This is a genomic window from Pseudoalteromonas sp. MSK9-3 (assembly GCF_003590335.1).
Lineage (GTDB): Bacteria > Pseudomonadota > Gammaproteobacteria > Enterobacterales > Alteromonadaceae > Pseudoalteromonas.
Genome location: NZ_MIET01000007.1, coordinates 70,825 through 89,061, shown reverse-complemented (window position 1 = coordinate 89,061; position 18,237 = coordinate 70,825). Strand labels below are relative to the sequence as shown.

The following is an 18,237-nucleotide window of genomic DNA, read 5'->3' as shown; positions in this document are numbered from 1 at the left end:
CGTCAATGAGTCAAGCAACAGCAGTATTTACCAACGTTGGTGAGCGTACAAATGTCACAGGATCTGCGCGTTTTAAACGCCTAATATTAGAAGAAGATTATGAAACCGCACTAAGCGTCGCACGTGAACAGGTAGAAAGTGGCGCACAAGTGATTGATATCAACATGGATGAAGCCATGTTGGACTCAAAAGCGGCGATGGTGAAGTTTTTAAATTTGATCGCCTCAGAGCCCGATATTTCTCGTGTACCAATTATGGTCGACTCCTCTAAGTGGGAAGTCATTGAAGCGGGTTTAAAGTGTATTCAAGGTAAGGCCATTGTTAACTCTATCTCTTTAAAAGAAGGGGAAGAGCCTTTTATTCGTCAAGCAAAAATAATTAAACGTTTTGGTGCCGCAGCCGTTGTAATGGCGTTTGATGAAACAGGCCAGGCGGAAACAGAAGATCGTAAGTTTGAAATTTGTCAGCGCTCATACCGTATTTTGGTTGACCAGTTAGGTTTTCCGCCTGAAGACATTATTTTTGATCCGAATATTTTTGCTGTGGCAACCGGTATTGAAGAACATGACAATTATGCGGTTGAATTTATAGAGGGCACACGCCGGATAAAACAAGGTTTACCGCATTGTAAAGTGTCGGGTGGGGTATCGAATGTCTCGTTTTCGTTTCGTGGTAATAACCCCGTTCGTGAAGCAATTCATTCGGTGTTTTTATACCATGCCATTAAAGCTGGTATGGATATGGGGATTGTAAACGCAGGGCAACTTGCGGTTTATGATGATATTCCACAAGAACTGCGAAAAGCCGTTGAAGATGTGGTACTCAATACCGATCCAGGCGCTGGTGAGCGGCTGGTAGAGCTTGCGCCGAAATATTCAGGTATGGCACAAGCTGAAAAGGTGGAAGATCTCGAATGGCGTACTTGGCCAGTTGAAAAGCGCCTTGAACATGCTTTGGTTAAAGGTATTACCAATTATATTGATGAAGACACTGAAGCGTGTCGTGCCAGTATGGATAAGCCCATACAAGTCATTGAAGGGCCATTAATGGATGGCATGAATGTGGTTGGGGATTTGTTTGGTGCAGGTAAAATGTTTTTACCTCAGGTGGTTAAATCTGCACGGGTAATGAAACGTGCTGTTGCCTACCTTGACCCTTTTATTGACGCAGAAAAAGAAGAAGGCGCAACCAATGGTAAAATCATCATGGCGACCGTCAAAGGGGACGTACATGATATTGGTAAGAACATTGTTGGCGTGGTGTTGCAGTGTAATAACTACGAAGTGGTCGACTTAGGCGTGATGGTACCCGCAGAGAAAATTTTGCAAACTGCCATAGACGAAAACGCCGATGTCATCGGGCTTTCTGGGTTAATAACCCCATCGCTTGATGAAATGGTCCATGTTGCCAAAGAAATGAAGCGCCGAAATTTTGAACTGCCATTACTCATTGGTGGCGCAACCACATCAAAAGCGCATACCGCGGTTAAAATTGAACCTCAGTACGATAAAGGCGTTGTGTATGTGAATAACGCCAGCCGTGCGGTTGGTGTGGTTTCAAGTTTATTAAGTGATGAAAGAAAACCTGGGTTTTTAGCTAAAACAGCGGCAGAGTATGTCAAAGTTCGAGAGCAGCAGGCACGTAAAAAACCACGTTCAAAGCCAGTCACCTTGCAACGCGCGCGCGATAATGCCATTCAAATTGATTGGAAAAACTATACGCCACCGGTACCGAAAAAGTTAGGGGTAACCGAGTTTCGTGATGTGAGCATCAAGACATTACGTAAATATATTGATTGGACTCCGTATTTTATGACGTGGTCATTAGCAGGTAAATACCCGCGCATTTTAGACGATGAAATCGTCGGCGAGGAAGCAAAAAGCCTGTTTAAAGATGCCAATGAGATGCTTGATGAGTATGAAAAAAGTGGTGCACTCAAGCCGCTTGGTGTCATCGGATTGTTTCCGGCAAACCGAGTAGGTGATGACATTGAGATTTATACTGATGAAACACGCTCAGAGGTATTAACGACATCATGTCATTTACGTCAGCAAACAGAAAAAACGGACTTTCCTAATTACTGTTTGGCAGATTACATTGCGCCGAAGGGTATTGCGGATTATTACGGTGGCTTTGCGGTGACGGGGGGTCTTGAAGAAGACGACTTGGCTGATGCATTTGATGCCAAGCAAGATGACTACAATAAAATAATGGTTAAGGCCGTAGCGGATCGTTTGGCGGAAGCATTTGCAGAGTATTTACACGAGCAAGTACGAAAAGAGTTTTGGGGTTATGTGCCTGACGAGAGCTTGAGTAATGAAGAACTTATTCGTGAAAATTACCAAGGCATACGTCCAGCACCAGGCTACCCAGCTTGCCCTGAGCACACTGAGAAGAAAAAGATTTGGCAGTTACTTGATACTGAGCAGCGTATTGGTATGCAGTTAACTACCTCCTATGCTATGTGGCCAGGTGCCGCGGTGTCGGGTTGGTATTTTTCTCATCCAGACTGTAAATATTATGCGGTTGCGAGTATTCAAAAAGACCAAGTTGAAGACTATGCAAAACGTACCAACATGACACTTGAAGAAGCGGAGCGCTGGTTATCTCCTAATTTAGGCTATGAACCTGCGTAGCTAATGTTTGGCTAAGGGCGTTTAAGAAACCTGTAATTCTTAATCGCCCTTTTGAGTGTATATTGTTAACTTTCTAATTTTTATCTCAAAACTTTCTCTATCTTGTGCCAATCACAATAATATTCCTGCCTAAGTTAACTAATTAATTTTTATTCTTGTATAATTAATTTGAACGAAGTTTTTATTCTCTTTGATTGTTGGAATTGTGAATGAAATGGTGCTGGTTGTTTTTCTTTGTATCTTGCTTTGCTTATGCGAAGCCACCGCTTGTGATTGATATTATTAGCAGTGAAAATTTTAGCCAGCGGTATAAAGAGTTTTTAGCGGGACGATCAGTTTTAGAGATTGATGACTTTCACCCTTCAACCAAAGGGTCTCATATTGAGATCATAGAAATGGTGCTTTTACAGCAAGCCCTTTTTTTAGGCGGTGAACATCGGCCCGTTATATTTAATCCTAAGCCATCCGTTAATATTATTGAGTTCTCAGACCTAATTGCTGGAGACAGCTTGGTATTAGCGCGTTCAACATGGCATGAAGACTTACTCGATTATAAAGGGTCGCTCTACATAACAGAGCCTTTGGTTGAGTACGGAGAGTATGAAGCGGGGTTTTATGTAACCAAACGCAATGTTGCTTTACATGACATGCCAGCAGAGCGCCTCAATCAATTAACTGTTGTTGCTAACCCTCGATGGAAAGTGGACTGGCGAGCATTGAATAATACCGATATTAATGTGGTGAGCTTTATTGGCCCTTGGGAAACTATGCTAGAGATGGTTGAAACCAATGTGGTTGATGCCATGCTCATTAACTTTAGTGTGAGTGAATCTTTAGTATTGAACTTTGAGGGGCGAGAGTATGTGCCCATCAATGAATTAAAATTATTGTTACCCGATTCTCGACACTTTGTTGTTAGCAAACGCCATCCTGAAGGTGAGCAAGTGTTTAATGCACTTAATACAGGGTTGGCTATTTTAAAACAGCGAGGGATACTGAAAAAAGCACTGATTGAATCGGGGTTCATTAGTGGGCGAGTGAAAGATTGGCACATGGTTAATGAATCAATGCTGATGCGAGCTCTGCCATGAGCTGGCTAAGAAGTGTTTGGTATTACTGCCTGATCTTATTTTCGTACGAGATCTGTGGTGACGAAGATACTGTGGTCCAAAAGCAAACAATAAGTACAGCATTTGAGCAACTCAAGTACCGTATGGAAAGCGAGCATGAACTCAGTGTGTTACCCCAGCTTAGGGTGATCCGTAATCAAGCTAAGCACTATGCACAACGTACTATTGAAATTCAAACAATCTTAATCGAAGCCAGTATCAGACAACATTTTGGTGACTATAAACATAGCTTGTCGATGCATTACCAAGCGTTAGAACTTGCTGAGCAAGTTGGTAAGCCACGTATTATGGTAGAAACATTATTGGCTATTATTGACTTAGAACTTGATTTAGAGCGCTATGACCATGCACAAAGATATGTAAATCAAGCGACACAAATAGCGCAGGCGCTTAATCAAGACGATGAATTTTTAGTACATGTGAAGCTTTGGCGGGCCAAGATCTATCTTGAGAAAGGCAGCTTCAGGCAGGCTTTATATGAGCTAGAGCTGGGCCAAAAGCTTGCTAAAAATAATAGCCCTCTCTCTGCTCGACTGTTATTAATTGAAGCGCAAGTTGCCTTACGGCTTGGTAATTATTTGGTCAGTCGCACCTTACTCAACGAATTTTCAATAAAGTATATGTCATCAGCAGATGATAAGAGTCAGTTAGATTATCAACTTGCTTTAGCGGAAAGTGCCTTACAAGCCGGTGAGTTTTCTGAGGCGATTGAATTAGCAATGAAAGGACTTGAGCAAACTTTTCATACACGGTATTTAGAAGAGCAAGCATCTTTACAACGGTTATTGGCCAGCGCTTATGCGCAGCTTAGTGATTATCAGCAAGCGCATTTATATTTGAAGCGTTACTCGTTAACAGAAAGAGCGCTTGACCAGCAAAAACGCAATAACAAAGTTTTGCAACTGGAGGCGCAATATGCGTTAGCGCACCAGCAGCAGCAGGTGAGCTTGTTAGAAAAAGACAACGCCATTCAAGCTCAGCAGATAGTGCAACATGAGCAAACATTAGAAAATACAAAACTCACGCAGCAACGTTGGCTGCTGATCGGTTTGTTGTGTTTTGCTGCGGTACTGTTTGTTTATTGGCGTTGGCAAAACCGCCGTTATACGTCAAAGCTAGAGATGCAAGTGGCTGAACGCACGGCCGAGCTAAAAGAAAGAAATAAGCGCCTACAAACTCTGAGCTTTACTGACAGTTTAACGGGATTGAGTAATCGCCATTACTTTTTTAGCACCATAGACAGTCAAATCAATGCTTTGCCAGAAAAGCACGACATGATCTTTTGCATTGTTGATATTGACCACTTCAAAAAAATCAACGACACCTATGGCCATGCCGCTGGAGACCTTGTGCTGCAGAGTTTCGCTGACATTCTCAAGCAGTGTACTCGAAATAGTGATTTACTTGTGAGGTGGGGCGGTGAGGAGTTTTTGTTGGTAATGCCCGATATGTCTAGGCGTGATGCACAGGAAGCTGTTGAGCGGATCCGTCAACAGGTTGAGCGTTTTCCATTTATGGCTAATGGTCAAACAGTGCAGTGCACCTGTTCGATAGGGTTTGCACCTTATCCTTTGACACCAGACTTACAAGAGCAAGTGTCGTGGGAACAAGTATTAGAGCTGGCCGATAGTGGTCTATATTTGGCAAAAGAAGTGCATAGAAATACATGGATTGGACTCGACTCCGTGCGTCAACCTAGTGCATTTGATGTGGAGTACACATTAAAACATTACAAAGAACAGGTGCGTCAGGGCAACATTGTTGTTAGTAGCAGTTATGTCGGTGCTGAAATACCTGCTTAAGTATTACTCGTTCAGGCTTGAACGAGTAATGTAATCTAATGTGAAGGCAGGTTTATGTTTTAACGATTAACCGCCTCGGGTGACAATCGCAGGTGACACGCGACTTGCTTGTAAAATGGGGTGTAATGTTGCGATTTGACTTAGCAATATCATAGTACATGCGCCAAGCAGTATGTAACTCATTGGTACCACGATTAACTTAAATTGCTCAATTAGATAAACGTTTGTCACTATGGTGAGTAAGCCACCTAATATTGCTCCTAATGTCGCAAGAATGAATGTTTCAATTATGTAATACTGTAGTATTTGAGATTTACTTGCACCTAATGCGCGTTGCGTACCTATTTTTTTGCGTCGAGTAACAATTCCAAAGCGTACTTGTGCGAATACTCCCAGTGCAGTGACGATGATAAGCAGTGAGATAACACAATATAATATATGGACAATCGCGGTGTCGTTAGCATGACTCTGTGTCCGCTGTGCTTGTAGTGTTTTGAACTTATCAATCCAGCGATTTGGTGTTTGCGATAGCAGTTTTCTTACCTCTTCCATAGCTTCATCACGAGCGCCATCATGTGCTCGCACAATGATATTAGGCTCTGCACTTTTCAATGTACTCGCCGCCATAATGTGCTTATCAAAGTTTCGCCATGAAGGCCACGTACCTGGGATAATATCTGCAATACCAACAATGGTGTCTGGTGAACCATCGACATAAAGGGTTTTCCCTAATGCTTGTCGCCAATCATCTGGAAATAGGGCTGTGGCTAGGGCTTTTGAGATCACCACTTTAACACCAGTAGGATCGGTGTTGTCGTAAATGGTAATATCTGTGGGCTTGAACCATTCACCGGCAATAAGCGTGATCCCTAATGTATCTGCGCCATGATAACTACTGAGATAATACCCTGCGCTGCCCATGCTATTATCACTCCCTTGCATTAAACCATAAGATACATGGGCGCCAATTTCAGAGTAAGGTACAGCATTGAATTGTGATGCGTTATAAACACTGTTTAAATCACGTATTGCTTGCACATGCTGTTCAATTAGAGTGAGTATTTCGTTATCAGCTCCCTGAATGTTTGTGGTGAAGCTGAAGATATTATGTGTGTCTACACCACTTGGTTTATCAATCTTTCCTTGCTTTTGTATAAGAATAAAAGTGGCATTAATTAAGATTGTGAGTGTGATTGCAATTTGTAATATTAAAAGTAAGGTCGTCGTTTTTCTTTTAAAAAGTGACTTTATTATTAGGCTAAATGATTTCATAAAGTGACCTCACATACTTTTTAGCTGACTAGATGGCTGAACTTTAATGGCTTTATAAATAGGCCATAAACTAAATATAGAGCATGACACAATAGCCAAAATCAAAGCCATGCTTGCCAGTGGTAGATTCATCTCCATCACTTGTTGAGGTAAAAAAGTTAAGACATTTTGTGCGGCTAGTAACCCTAGCTTGGTGAGGAGCAGCCCAAGAAATCCACCAATAATACTGATCAATAGTGTTTCACAGCCAAATTGGTGAGCAATGTTTTGTCGACTGGCTCCAACCGCTCTGCGCAATCCTACTTCTGCCCGCTTATTGTAGAACTTATTTAGCATCAGACTCATACAATTCAATAGACAAACTACTAAGAACGAAAACGCCAGCCACACAGCCAATTTTGTATCTTCAGGGATCATTTTTTCTCTGGTTAAATAATCTTCTATATTTAGAGTGTAACTTGCAAGCTCTCTCTCAAAGCGACCGGCCTGTTTTTGTTGCGCATCATAGTTGTTTAGAAAATCATTATATTGAGGTAAATCGGTGGCAGAATTAAGCTCAATCCAAAAGTGCAGCCACACACAGTTTGAAGCTAAAAAAGTTGAGAAGGACTGAACAGTTGGATAATTGACACAATAGTATCGAGTATCTGACTTAGCAAACAGCTCATTTTGAATTTGACTCTCAAATGGGATCATTATATCTCTTGGGTTTACAAAGCTTTCTGTCCTGACGTAGTAAAATTTGGGAGTTGGGAGCCAGTTATCTGTGACGCCAGATATTGTCAATATGAGGTTTCCCATCACGATCTGCTTACCAACGGAGTTTTCACCATTAAATAACTGTTCATTGAGTTTACTGCTGATCACGGCGACGAGCTCCCCTTTTTCATCAGCCTGTTTAGACCAAGCTGTACCAAAAAGAAAAGGGACATCAAACATTGGGAAAAAGTCATGATTTACGGTCAACATAGATCGCAGTCTGGCGTCTGTGACTGGCTGATGTATTGCTCTTATTTGGTCTCGATAAGTGCCAATGATAGATTGATGTTTTATTAGTGGGCTGGTTTTATGTACTGAAAAAAGGTTTTCAGCATCTTGGTAGGCCATCATTGATGGCGCATCTTCTTTACCATCAAGCTCTCGGTAGGGTTGCTCAGAGCTCCAGCTACTTAAGTGAATGAGCTGCACAGTATCGTGCTTATTTGGTATAGGGTGTTGGGTCATCATATAATTTATGGTGTAAGTGACCATAGAAGCCGCAATGCCTACTGCGATTATTAAGACCATGAGCAAGCTTAATACGGGCGTTTTTCTAATACTGATCCACGCTAACTTTAAATAATACTGAAACATAACCTACCGCGCTCGCCTATATTTTAGGTGAATAATTGTGCTAAATAAATAATATAGATGTAATATATTATTTATTTCATTACTTGAGTTTATTGCTTAACTCAGTAATAAATACTCTTTTTTAATCATTTTGGCAACCTTTTAGTTACTTACCTTTAACTTGTTGTTGGCTTGTTCAATCATTCATTGTGATATTAAAAAGGTGCAAATACCGACTTCTAACATGTTAATATAGATAAATATTATCCTGCTAGGCTTTGCTTTGTTACCAATAGAATCAATTTATCCTTCGCTTATTTCTGAGTTGCACTGTCAGAGTAAAGTGTTGTTACAAGCCCCTCCCGGAGCCGGTAAGTCAACTTGGTTACCTTTGAAGTTAATAAGAGATGGGCATTTTAAGCGGATCATAATGCTTGAACCTCGGCGCCTTGCCGCAAGAAATATCGCGCAGTTTTTAGCTAAACAGCAACAGGAACCTGTTGGCCAAAGTGTTGGGCTTCGTATTAGGAATGATGTCAAAGTGTCTAACCATACTAAGTTAGAAATAGTCACAGAGGGGATGTTGACGAGGCTAATTCAGACAGATCCTGAGCTCACAGGTGTTGATTTAATTATATTTGATGAATTTCATGAACGTTCTTTGGCAGCAGATACCGCATTGGCTTTGGCGCTTGAAACGCAAATGGTGCTCAGAGAAGACCTAAAAATATTGGTTATGTCAGCGACACTCGATACTCAGCGTTACCAGCAGTTTTTAGGGGGGCCGGTTGTGAGTTGTGAGGGGCGCAGCTTTCCTATTGATACTGTGTATGAGCCTTTGCATGATGAATCAAAATGGTTAGATGCGATTGCAGGTTTAGTGGTTAAAGCATTACAAGAGCAACATGGTAGCGCACTGGTTTTTTTACCCGGACAGCGAGAAATTCATAGAGTAGCCCAAATGTTATCGGCTTATAAATTGTCCGATACTGAAATAGTCACTTTGTTTGGCGATCAAGACAAACACACTCAGCAAGCGGCTATTGCTCCTGCAAAAGCGGGGTTGAGAAAGGTCGTCTTGACTACAAATGTGGCTGAGACTTCATTAACAATCGAAGGGATCAGGATTGTTGTTGATAGTGGAAAGCGTCGGGCTGCACAATTTAATCTTAGAACGGGTGTGACAGAATTATCGACAGTGTCAATATCAAGGTCATCAGCGATTCAACGAGCTGGGCGAGCGGGAAGAATTGAGCCTGGCGTTGTATATCGATTGGGTTCTCATGAACAATTTGAACGACGCGATGGTCATGATACACCAGAGGTACTCAGTTCAGATATCGCCAGCTTATTGCTTGAAGCGAAAGTATGGGGCACGGAGCTCGTTGAGTTGCCATTACTCGATCAGCCAAGTCATGGTCAAATAGAGCAAGCGACTCAGTTGTTAGAAATGCTCGAAATACTTGATAAGAATGGCAAGCTAACACCTCTAGGTAACAAGGTTCATAGTTTTGGTACAGAGCCGCGTTTGGCACACATGTTGATCAAAGCTCAAGCTTTAGAAGCAAAGTTATCTGGGATCACAACATTGGCATGCTACTTTATTGCATTGCTCGAAAGCAGGGTAACAAGTAGCCCTGAGTTAAGGGTTGCGTTACTAAATCAATTGGAGCAGCCACATCACGCATTTACGGTACAATTGAATCAATGGTTAAAACGTTTAAAGCTGGCAAAGCCTCTTACTCTTGCCACAGAGCATTTAAGTATTATCGTTGCTCTAGCTTTTCCTGATAGGCTGGCTAAACGGCGAGGTCAAGGATTTATACTGGCAAATGGTGCAGGCGTGAACAGTCATGATAGTCATTGGTTAAGTGATGATTACATCGCGATTGCGGCGCTTGGGGGACATAAAGGCCAGCGTATATTCAGTGCGACTGACTTACCAATAAAGCAGTTAAATGACGTGTTACCTTATTTGTTTACTCATTATAGTATTTGTGAGTTTGATGACAAAAAAGGGCGCTTTTTACACGAAGATCGCACCGCCATTGGTGAGTTGATCATTGATGCCGTGCCAAGCTCGAAAGAGATTGATATAGCAACGAGAACCCAAGCTTGGTTAGCGTTAATTAAAAAACATGGTTTTGTGCTATTTGTGCAATATGATGATGTAAAGCCTTTCCTTAATCGTTTATCGTTAGCGTCACGTTTTTATCCGTCTGAGTTTAACAATTTAGATGAGTTGGCCTTATTTAAAGAAATAAATAAATGGCTTGCTCCATTTTTACATGATGTTAAACAGCTGACACAGTTAAAAAAATTAGACTTGAAATCGGCTTTAATAAGTTGTTTAGATTGGCAGCAGCAACAGCTGTTAGAACAAATACTGCCAACTAGAATTCAGGTTCCAAGTGGTTCTAATGTAAAAATTGCTTATCAACTCGAAGGGCCTGCTAAAGTGTCGGTTCGTATGCAAGAAGTATATGGGTTAACAGAAACACCTAAATTATGTCGAGGCCAGCTGCCGTTATTAATGGAGCTATTGTCACCGGCAAGAAGGCCATTACAGCTAACGCAAGATTTGGCGCATTTTTGGAAAAATAGTTACAAAGAAGTGCAAAAGGAAATGAAAGGTCGATATCCAAAGCATTTTTGGCCGGATGATCCTGCCACTTCACAAGCGACCAATAAAGTTAAAAGTCGAATGTAGGGTGGATATTTTTCACGCTGGTGATGAGGAAACGCGAGTCTAAATGAGGGTTAATGTACAAGGGAGTATACTAGGTGGAGCCGGGACAGATCACACAGTTTAAACAGTTTGCGACATCGCTTATCAAATTTACAGAGCATGACTTAGCACTTGCTTTGCCTTATTTTAAAGTGCGTACTTTTGCAGCCAAAGAAATCATTTTTAGTGCAGGTGATATGGTTAATGACGTGTTTTTCCTGTTATCAGGGATCGGACGTTATTACTATATCGACGAGCGTGGTTATGAACGTAATAAGTCTTTAGTGAAATACGGTGGTGCTTTTACGAGCATGAGCAGTTTGGTAGAGAAGCGTCCAAGTCCATTTTTTACGCAAGCAATAGTGCCTTGTAATACGCTGTCAGTGAGTTACGACGATTTATTAACGCTTGCGAAGCGCAATACTCAATGGGCGATGTTTTTATTAAAGGTTTACGAGCGGTTGGTGCTCAAAAAAGAAAAAAGAGAAGCTGATTTATTATTACTTTCTGGACAACAAAGGTATCAACAGTTTTTGAGGGAGTTTTCGGATGAGGCACCCCACATTCCACTACGCCAAGTCGCGATGTATATTGGTGTAACAGATGTTTCATTATCAAGAATAAGAAAAGTGATGGGCTTAACATAGGTTAAGGCATGGTATTTACCTCTGCGTTAAAGTGAGATGTACTTAATTTGGAGATTAATAATGAAGAAAATTTTACCCCCAATCTTATTTTTGGTGTGTGTTGTGCTTATGGTTTCACTCTGTTGGAGTTTAAAGATTGAGCATAACTTGAGTTACCCAATTACGCTAATAGGGATCCCATTTATTATTTCAGGGTTATTATTGTGTGTGATCAGCAAAAGCGTATTTAAACGAGAAAATACGAACATTATGACCTTCGGTATGCCTAATAAATTGGTTACGAGCGGGCCTTTTCAGTATTCTAGAAACCCCATGTATCTTGGTTTTTCCATTGCGCTATTTGGGTTCGTCTTGGCTATTGGTGCAAGTTTTCTCGCTTTTGTGTTTTTACTCATTTTTGTCGCGGTTAGTCATGCTTGGTATATCCGCTTTGAGGAGCAAAAGATGAAGCAAGCTTTTGGTAAGGATTATCTTTTCTACTGTAATAAAGTAAGGCGGTGGTTTTAATCCTTACGATGATGCTGATTAGGTGACTTTTAAAGGTTTCTGTGTCAAGTAGTACAGTGACTGTTTGGTTGCGATAGGCAGCCAAACAGTCATTTTGCGGCCAGTCTATTTAAGCTGGTCGGCAACTTCGGCTATTTTCTGTCTTAGCCAAATATGGCTTGCATCTCTGTGCAATAGTGGGCTCCAGATCATATCTAATTCAAACGGTGGGATCGGAAAGGGCGGCTCTAAAATACTTAAACCAGGGTCATCTTGGTAAATATTTGCAGCTTTGGAAGGCAATGTCGCAACTAAGTTTTGTTCTTTCGCTAAGTGAATTGCTACGTGATAATTTCTCGTGAACGTTGCGATATTTCTGTGTTTACCGAAATGAGCGAGAGCTTCATCTACCCAACCAAGTTTTTGCACGTCTTCAGGGTCCATGCCGACACCAACACCAAAGCCTGTTTTACTCACCCATATGTGGCGTGCTTTGAGGTATGCATCGAGGCTAAACTGTTCAATTATGGGGTTATCGGATTTTACCAAGCAGCAAAAACTGTCTTTCCAAATGCGTTTATGATGGAATGATTGGGGTAAATTTTCAAAGCGGTTGATCGCCATATCGACTTTGCCATTCTCTACATCATGAAAGGTCACGTCACTTGGCGTTAAAATATCTAATGTTGTTTCTGGTGCTTCTGCGTGTAATTTACTCAGTAATTTGGGTGCCAAAGTACTTGCTGCATAGTCACTGGCCATAATACGAAATACGCGTTTACTTTGGCTTGCTTCAAACTCTCGATTAGGCGCTAATGTTTCTTCTAGCGTCATTAAGATCCCGCGAACAACGGGTTGCAGTTCTAACGCTCTTTCAGTCGGCACCATCCCTTCACTGGTACGTACTAAAATAGGGTCGTTAAATAAGTTACGCAGGCGTTTTAAGCCATTACTCATTGCCGGCTGTGTAATGCTCAGTTGATTTGCGGCTCGCGTAACATTACATTCTCGCAGCAGCGTATCTAAATATACCAACAAGTTGAGGTCTATTTTACTTATGTTCACGGCTTTCCTTTATTATTGTTTTGTCTAAATATTTGAATCGCTGCTGTTGTGGGTACGGATAAATGTGTTTAACCACTTTATTGGTCACGTCCTTTTGCGCTTGTAACCAATAATCGACGTCCAGCAGATCAGGGTGCGCGTTCTTAAACACCGTCTTGAGTTTAGGGTTTGTGAGTACAAATGTATATAGTTGCTCAGGAAATACATCTTGTGGTGCAATCGATTGCTGATCTGCACCAGAATAGAGATCCTCAAGAGACGGCTTTTTCATGCGTCGAAAATTCATATCGGTTAGGTATTGTACTTCATCGTAATCATAGAAAACGATGCGCATGTGCTTGGTAACACCAAAGTTTTTTAATAGCATGTCACCGGGAAAGATATTGGCATGGAGCATTTCTTTAAGGGCATGACCATAGTCGATCATGGCATGCTCTAGTTGGGCGTCATTGGCATTCTCTAAATACAAATTTAGCGGAGTCATACGCCGTTCAATATATAAATGTTTAATCGTGACAACGTCATCTTCTATTTGCATACTGCCCGATATAGTCTGCATTAAGGTGGTTAGCAATGCAGGCTCAATACGTCCTTTGGGAATGACAACATTGGAATATTCTATTGTATCGGCCATACGGCCCACCCTGTCATGATTTTTTACGAGTTGGTATCGCTGCACTACGGTATCTCTACCAAAGGGCTTACTTTCCGAGAAGGTATCTTTGATAACTTTGAATACATAAGGGAAGTTAGGGAGAGTAAATACCATCATCACCATGCCCAGTGTACCGGGAGCAATCGTGAATTTGTCTTGAGTGGTATCAAGGTGGTCTAGAAACTCGCGATAAAATTCAGTTTTACCTTGTTTGTGAAAGCCGATCGCGTTGTATAGTTCAGCGGGTGTTTTACTGGGCATTAATTGGTTTAAAAAACGCATCATGGCAGAGGGGGCGTGTGTTTCAACTAAGAAATAAGCACGTGCGAAACCAAAAATAACACGCATCTGCGATGAGCTTGTAAGTAGGGCGTCTATGTATAAGCCCCCTTTATGATGATGTAGTACAGCGATAATAAACGGTTGTACACCGCTGGTGGAAACAACTCGGCCCACAATATACGCTGCTTTATTACGATAAAATGGCGCTTCAAGCATATCAAAACGCATCATATGGCCATGATGATGCGTATCGGGTGCTTGCTTAATAAATGCTTTGACTAGGTTGCGGATATCTTGCTCGAGATCTCGAAATTGGCATTTAAAATCAATATGCTCAACAATATTGCGAATGGTAGGGATGAGCCCCTCCACCACAGGGAAGTAACTGCGATATTCTGCCTCAACAGGCAGAGCTGGTGCATTTTTGAGTGTTGTTTGAACAAAAATAAACGCATTATTAAAGTATCGACGATGAAATAGCCTACAAAACACTGAATTATAGAAAGTTTCTGCAAGTTCGGCTTGTGGATGAAAGGTCAATAAGTCGAGGTACTGCCGTTTGATATTTAGCCATAAACTTTCATTGAGCGTTGAGCACGTTACTGTCATTTTTAACTGAGTAATGGTCTCTTCAACACGTTGGTCATAATGATCAATGCGCATTGAACTTATTTTTTGCATCTTATCCCAATGTTGTTGGGCAAATGCTTCAGGTGCTTCTTTGGTGATAGATTGAAATAGTCGATAATGTTTTGTAAAACCGGCTAATATCAGCTTAGATATTGCAAACGCATCCATAAAAGCTTACCAAGTGGTCTGACTTGTTGTTAGATTAACATGCTTTACTGGTTCTTTGTCAAAGACCTTGATAGATCATTCATAGCGTTTTAGCTTTTTTTCTATCCTAGCTATTTGTTTTGTGACCACTTTAACTTCTTTTTTATGCTTTCTATTAATCGACTTAAGCTGCTTTTTGATATCTTTTACGGTTTCCTTACGTTTTTTATCATCCATAACATGACGGATCCTCTCTTGTTGATCGCGTGTGGCACGATCTCTGTCTCTATTTAAAATAGCGACCTCATGTCGCTTGGCACGCAATGACTTTTTGAGATTACGTACGAGCTGCTTTTTTTCAAGCTGATTGAGGGTTTTATAGTGTTGCTCTGAGGGAATTGCAACATCTGGATCTGAATGTGAAAGAGTATGTTGTGTTGCGTTTTGACCACATGGGAATTGACTGTAAGTAGACCCTCTTTCGTTTACGCACTTATAGTAGTTAACGACTGATTTGGCATCGAGTAAAGTGCTAAATAACAATGAAAATGCAATAATTATCTTAATCATGGTGCGTCCTTCGGCTATCTCCTTAATATTAAGATAGCCGATTAGAGCTTATTGGCAAGTGTTATTTGGTTGAGGTATCGACAGAGAACTTTTTAAGCGTTTTGATACTTTGAATTAAAAAGGGCACATCTAGTTTTTGTTCAATAGCAAACCCTTCGGCACCAGAGATATGTTCATAACTTCCATCTCTTTTTACAAGCGTAATACGATCTTTTTTGAGCGCGACGAGTACACCTTGGGTAAAGTTTACGCCCTCACTCCTACTATGCGTTAAGTTACGTGCGATCATGGTCGCCTCAGCAAGCTTGGCGCAGCTAAAATGCTCGGCAAGTAGTGTGTAGGTGATATCTTGTAACTGTTTAAACCCCATAATATTTTGTAGTGTAGGTATATTGGTATAATAGGTGTTGCTTATCACCACGTCGCTTTTTGGCTCAGCCAATGAAAATATAAAATAATACTGTTGTTTGTCATACGTCATATTATTAGTTGACCCATTAACAACAGAGATTAGCGGCGGCGGATTGTTGGCATTAACGTTTTTGCTATGTGTGTCAGGCTGTTGTAACGCTAAAATATGGTTATTTGGATCCCATGAAGGGTGCGGGTTATTCGCGGTTTGGTAGTATGCTGGTAACCCAAAAGCAAGGTTAAAAAGTGCATCTTGATGATCTGATGGTTGGATCAGTTGGGGCACAGCTGTTAACTCAGGCTTATCTTGTATAAAGTTTTCTAACGCCAATGGGCCGTCAAAGTAAAGGACAGTAACAGCCTGATTAGATGACGTACAACTAGGTAAAGAATGCGGCAACTGGTACTGATTTTGCGTGTTATCTAAATGAATTTCAGTCGCTTGCTGATAATGTTCAATGTCTAATAAATCATGACGCGCAAGTAACTTTTTCGCCGTGGTTGGGTATGACAATGGGAGGACATTATCTTGCTTGGTGATGTCAAAATATGCATTTGCATCTGCCCAAATATGAATACTATGGCTCATTGCAAAACAAGAAACCAATAGTCCCGTTGCATAACGAGGGAATTTGAAACACTTAAGCTTATCTAAGTGGCGCCAAGCATGATTCCCAGCAATAAGCTCCAGTGCAAAAATGAGCAGCACAAACCCGATACTTAAAATGGAGGTAATTACCGGAGAACCTACAATGGTTTTCCACAAAACGGTGATAATATCTGGCAGTGAAGAAAAGTTTAAGTGATAGCCTAGCTGAAAATAAACGAATGCGTCTAAGCTTAGTACGCAAATGCCAGCTGTGGCAATGACAGCAGCCATACCTCGAATATGCCGAGGATAGGGGAATATCATACTTAAAGGAAAAATAGTGAGTACAAATGCGCTAAACGTAATGAAGCTTGTGTGACTAATCCAAGTTATCACCATGTAAAACCAACCGAGTAAAGAGGTTGGACTTTTGTCGGCAAATAAGTAGCTGCTGCTGATCAATAATACCAGCCCAATGTTCGCAAAAGTAAACCAGTGGCCCCAACTGAGTAACTGGCTAGCTTTTGATGAAAAAGGGCTGTGAGGGGATAAATTCATTCAGTTATTTTACCGATTGCTCTAGTGCTTTTGCAAAGTTCGCTGTAACCGCTTGTCTTTTTCCTTCAGGCACATGTTCTTTTATAATATGCGTGATAGAATTTCCTAAACACATTAGGCTTAAATCAACAGTCGCATTTTGTTGAGTTAAGACGTTTAGTAGTTGGTCAACAATGTCTTCAACTTGCTTGTTGGAGTATTTTGATTGGATAGGCATCAGTAAGTTCAATATTAAAGAGTTATAATTTATTTATTTTAACACTAGAGGCGTGAAAAACAAAGATGAGCATTGAGGTGAATAAGCTTGTTGTACATTATGTAGACAAGCAAGATGAAGATACACAAATCCATTTACGCAATGATGAGATGCAGGTTAATGATCGTGTAAATGTATTTATCGAACAGCTACATCACGCTTATAACGGAAAGCCTGGAAAAGGGTACTGCGCATTTAGTGGTGATAAGAACAGCCAAGTATCAGCAGCGATGCAAAGTTATCGTAATGATGAACTTGGCTTTTGGCATATGACAGAACAGGCCACGGAAGTACTCAAAGAAGAGTTAAATAAATACGCATTTAATGAAACTGGCTATTTGGTTTTTTGCCATTATCAATATGTGGCAACTGATTATATATTAATCGCCTTGATAAATATTAAAGACCATTATTCTATTACGTCAGAGCTTGATTTATCTTCTTCTAGGCATTTGGATATTTCTCGTATGCAATTAGCAGCCAAGATTGATTTATCGGCTTGGGACACCCAACCTGATGATGCCCGCTATATTTCATTTATTAAAGGCCGTGCTGGCCGTAAAGTAGCCGATTTCTTTTTAGACTTTTTAGGTTGCGAAGAGGGGATAGATCCAAAACAACAATCTCAGGTGATGCTTGAAGCGGTTGAAGATTATTTAAGCGAACAGCAATTCGATAAACAAGAAAAAGACACCCTTCGAAAGGAAGTGTTTGATTATTGTAATGACTGTGTTGCCTCTGGTGAAGACGCTAATATAGAAACCTTATCAGAGACATTATCGAAGTCAGGCGACACACAATTTGATGATTTTTATAAAGATCAGGATTACGCACTAGAGGAGTCATTCCCGGTAGATAAGAAAACAGTCACCAGCATGGTTAAGTTTTCAGGCTTAGGCGGTGGCGTAAGTATTGGTTTTGAGCGTAAACATTTAGGTGAACGAGTCACATATAATGCAGCAACAGATACTTTAACCATTAAGGGGATCCCACCCAATTTGAAAGATCAACTGCAGAGACACTATGAAGACAGTGAGTAAT

14 protein-coding genes are annotated in these 18,237 nt (G+C 40.9%); 7 read left to right on the top strand and 7 right to left on the bottom strand.

Features of this window, described 5'->3' with window-relative positions:
- Positions 1-5 precede the first annotated feature (5 nt).
- From metH to BGP78_RS01720, 3 genes are all read left to right on the top strand, one after another.
- Complete coding sequence (gene metH, locus BGP78_RS01730; RefSeq protein WP_119859791.1) at positions 6-2,636, top strand: methionine synthase; 2,631 nt, start codon at positions 6-8, stop codon at positions 2,634-2,636.
- A 209-nt stretch (positions 2,637-2,845) separates the two neighbouring features.
- Positions 2,846-3,727: a hypothetical protein gene (locus BGP78_RS01725; RefSeq protein WP_119859790.1), complete on the top strand. Its 882-nt coding sequence runs from the start codon at positions 2,846-2,848 to the stop codon at positions 3,725-3,727.
- A complete protein-coding gene (locus BGP78_RS01720; protein WP_119859789.1) occupies positions 3,724-5,568 on the top strand; it encodes a GGDEF domain-containing protein in 1,845 nt (614 codons plus the stop codon). The genes BGP78_RS01725 and BGP78_RS01720 overlap by 4 nt, the downstream gene beginning before the upstream one ends.
- 66 nt (positions 5,569-5,634) lie before the next feature.
- Here BGP78_RS01720 and BGP78_RS01715 read toward each other — a convergent pair whose 3' ends face one another.
- Positions 5,635-6,840 carry an ABC transporter permease gene (locus BGP78_RS01715; protein ID WP_119859788.1) on the bottom strand — a complete coding sequence of 402 codons (1,206 nt, stop codon included), beginning with the start codon at positions 6,838-6,840 and terminating at the stop codon, positions 5,635-5,637.
- A 9-nt stretch (positions 6,841-6,849) separates the two neighbouring features.
- Positions 6,850-8,193, bottom strand: coding sequence for an ABC transporter permease (locus BGP78_RS01710; protein ID WP_119859787.1), 1,344 nt, complete (start codon positions 8,191-8,193; stop codon positions 6,850-6,852).
- Positions 8,194-8,455: 262 nt separating this feature from the next.
- Between BGP78_RS01710 and hrpB the strand changes: the two genes are divergently transcribed.
- The 3 genes from hrpB (at position 8,456) to BGP78_RS01695 (ending at position 12,054) form a co-directional block, all read left to right on the top strand.
- Complete coding sequence (hrpB, locus tag BGP78_RS01705; RefSeq protein WP_119859786.1) at positions 8,456-10,882, top strand: ATP-dependent helicase HrpB; 2,427 nt, start codon at positions 8,456-8,458, stop codon at positions 10,880-10,882.
- A gap of 74 nt (positions 10,883-10,956) precedes the next feature.
- The gene (locus BGP78_RS01700; RefSeq protein ID WP_220475510.1) at positions 10,957-11,547 is read left to right on the top strand and encodes a Crp/Fnr family transcriptional regulator; all 591 of its coding nucleotides are present in this window, start codon (positions 10,957-10,959) and stop codon (positions 11,545-11,547) included.
- 60 nt (positions 11,548-11,607) lie between these two features.
- Positions 11,608-12,054 (top strand): isoprenylcysteine carboxylmethyltransferase family protein, encoded by a 447-nt coding sequence (locus BGP78_RS01695; RefSeq protein WP_119859785.1) that lies wholly within the window; start codon positions 11,608-11,610, stop codon positions 12,052-12,054.
- 105 nt (positions 12,055-12,159) lie between these two features.
- On the opposite strand, the gene BGP78_RS01690 is transcribed toward BGP78_RS01695, so the two are convergent.
- The 5 genes from BGP78_RS01690 to BGP78_RS01670 all read right to left on the bottom strand — a co-directional run bounded on the left by BGP78_RS01690 (position 12,160) and on the right by BGP78_RS01670 (position 17,157).
- Positions 12,160-13,098, bottom strand: a complete 939-nt coding sequence (locus tag BGP78_RS01690; protein ID WP_119859784.1) for a LysR family transcriptional regulator — start codon at positions 13,096-13,098, stop codon at positions 12,160-12,162.
- A complete protein-coding gene (gene aceK, locus BGP78_RS01685; protein WP_119859783.1) occupies positions 13,085-14,833 on the bottom strand; it encodes a bifunctional isocitrate dehydrogenase kinase/phosphatase in 1,749 nt (582 codons plus the stop codon). Before aceK ends, BGP78_RS01690 begins: the two co-directional genes overlap by 14 nt.
- Before the next feature lie 75 nt (positions 14,834-14,908).
- Positions 14,909-15,382 carry a DUF4124 domain-containing protein gene (locus BGP78_RS01680; RefSeq protein WP_119859782.1) on the bottom strand — a complete coding sequence of 158 codons (474 nt, stop codon included), beginning with the start codon at positions 15,380-15,382 and terminating at the stop codon, positions 14,909-14,911.
- 61 nt (positions 15,383-15,443) lie between these two features.
- Positions 15,444-16,940, bottom strand: a complete 1,497-nt coding sequence (locus BGP78_RS01675; protein WP_119859781.1) for a DUF3413 domain-containing protein — start codon at positions 16,938-16,940, stop codon at positions 15,444-15,446.
- 4 nt (positions 16,941-16,944) lie between these two features.
- A complete protein-coding gene (locus BGP78_RS01670; RefSeq protein WP_119859780.1) occupies positions 16,945-17,157 on the bottom strand; it encodes a DUF1414 domain-containing protein in 213 nt (70 codons plus the stop codon).
- 65 nt (positions 17,158-17,222) lie between these two features.
- Between BGP78_RS01670 and yejK the strand changes: the two genes are divergently transcribed.
- Positions 17,223-18,236 carry a nucleoid-associated protein YejK gene (yejK, locus tag BGP78_RS01665; protein ID WP_119859779.1) on the top strand — a complete coding sequence of 338 codons (1,014 nt, stop codon included), beginning with the start codon at positions 17,223-17,225 and terminating at the stop codon, positions 18,234-18,236.
- Position 18,237 lies beyond the last annotated feature (1 nt).

What these genes read in the sequence shown, in the direction of transcription:
- BGP78_RS01680 (WP_119859782.1), bottom strand. Translation starts at nt 15,382, where the DNA reads ATGATTAAGATAATTATTGCATTTTCATTGTTATTTAGCACTTTACTC.
- BGP78_RS01695 (WP_119859785.1), top strand. Translation starts at nt 11,608, where the DNA reads ATGAAGAAAATTTTACCCCCAATCTTATTTTTGGTGTGTGTTGTGCTT.
- BGP78_RS01670 (WP_119859780.1), bottom strand. Translation starts at nt 17,157, where the DNA reads ATGCCTATCCAATCAAAATACTCCAACAAGCAAGTTGAAGACATTGTT.
- BGP78_RS01720 (WP_119859789.1), top strand. Translation starts at nt 3,724, where the DNA reads ATGAGCTGGCTAAGAAGTGTTTGGTATTACTGCCTGATCTTATTTTCG.
- aceK (WP_119859783.1), bottom strand. Translation starts at nt 14,833, where the DNA reads ATGGATGCGTTTGCAATATCTAAGCTGATATTAGCCGGTTTTACAAAA.
- BGP78_RS01715 (WP_119859788.1), bottom strand. Translation starts at nt 6,840, where the DNA reads ATGAAATCATTTAGCCTAATAATAAAGTCACTTTTTAAAAGAAAAACG.
- BGP78_RS01725 (WP_119859790.1), top strand. Translation starts at nt 2,846, where the DNA reads ATGAAATGGTGCTGGTTGTTTTTCTTTGTATCTTGCTTTGCTTATGCG.
- BGP78_RS01675 (WP_119859781.1), bottom strand. Translation starts at nt 16,940, where the DNA reads ATGAATTTATCCCCTCACAGCCCTTTTTCATCAAAAGCTAGCCAGTTA.
- BGP78_RS01710 (WP_119859787.1), bottom strand. Translation starts at nt 8,193, where the DNA reads ATGTTTCAGTATTATTTAAAGTTAGCGTGGATCAGTATTAGAAAAACG.
- yejK (WP_119859779.1), top strand. Translation starts at nt 17,223, where the DNA reads ATGAGCATTGAGGTGAATAAGCTTGTTGTACATTATGTAGACAAGCAA.
- metH (WP_119859791.1), top strand. Translation starts at nt 6, where the DNA reads ATGAGTCAAGCAACAGCAGTATTTACCAACGTTGGTGAGCGTACAAAT.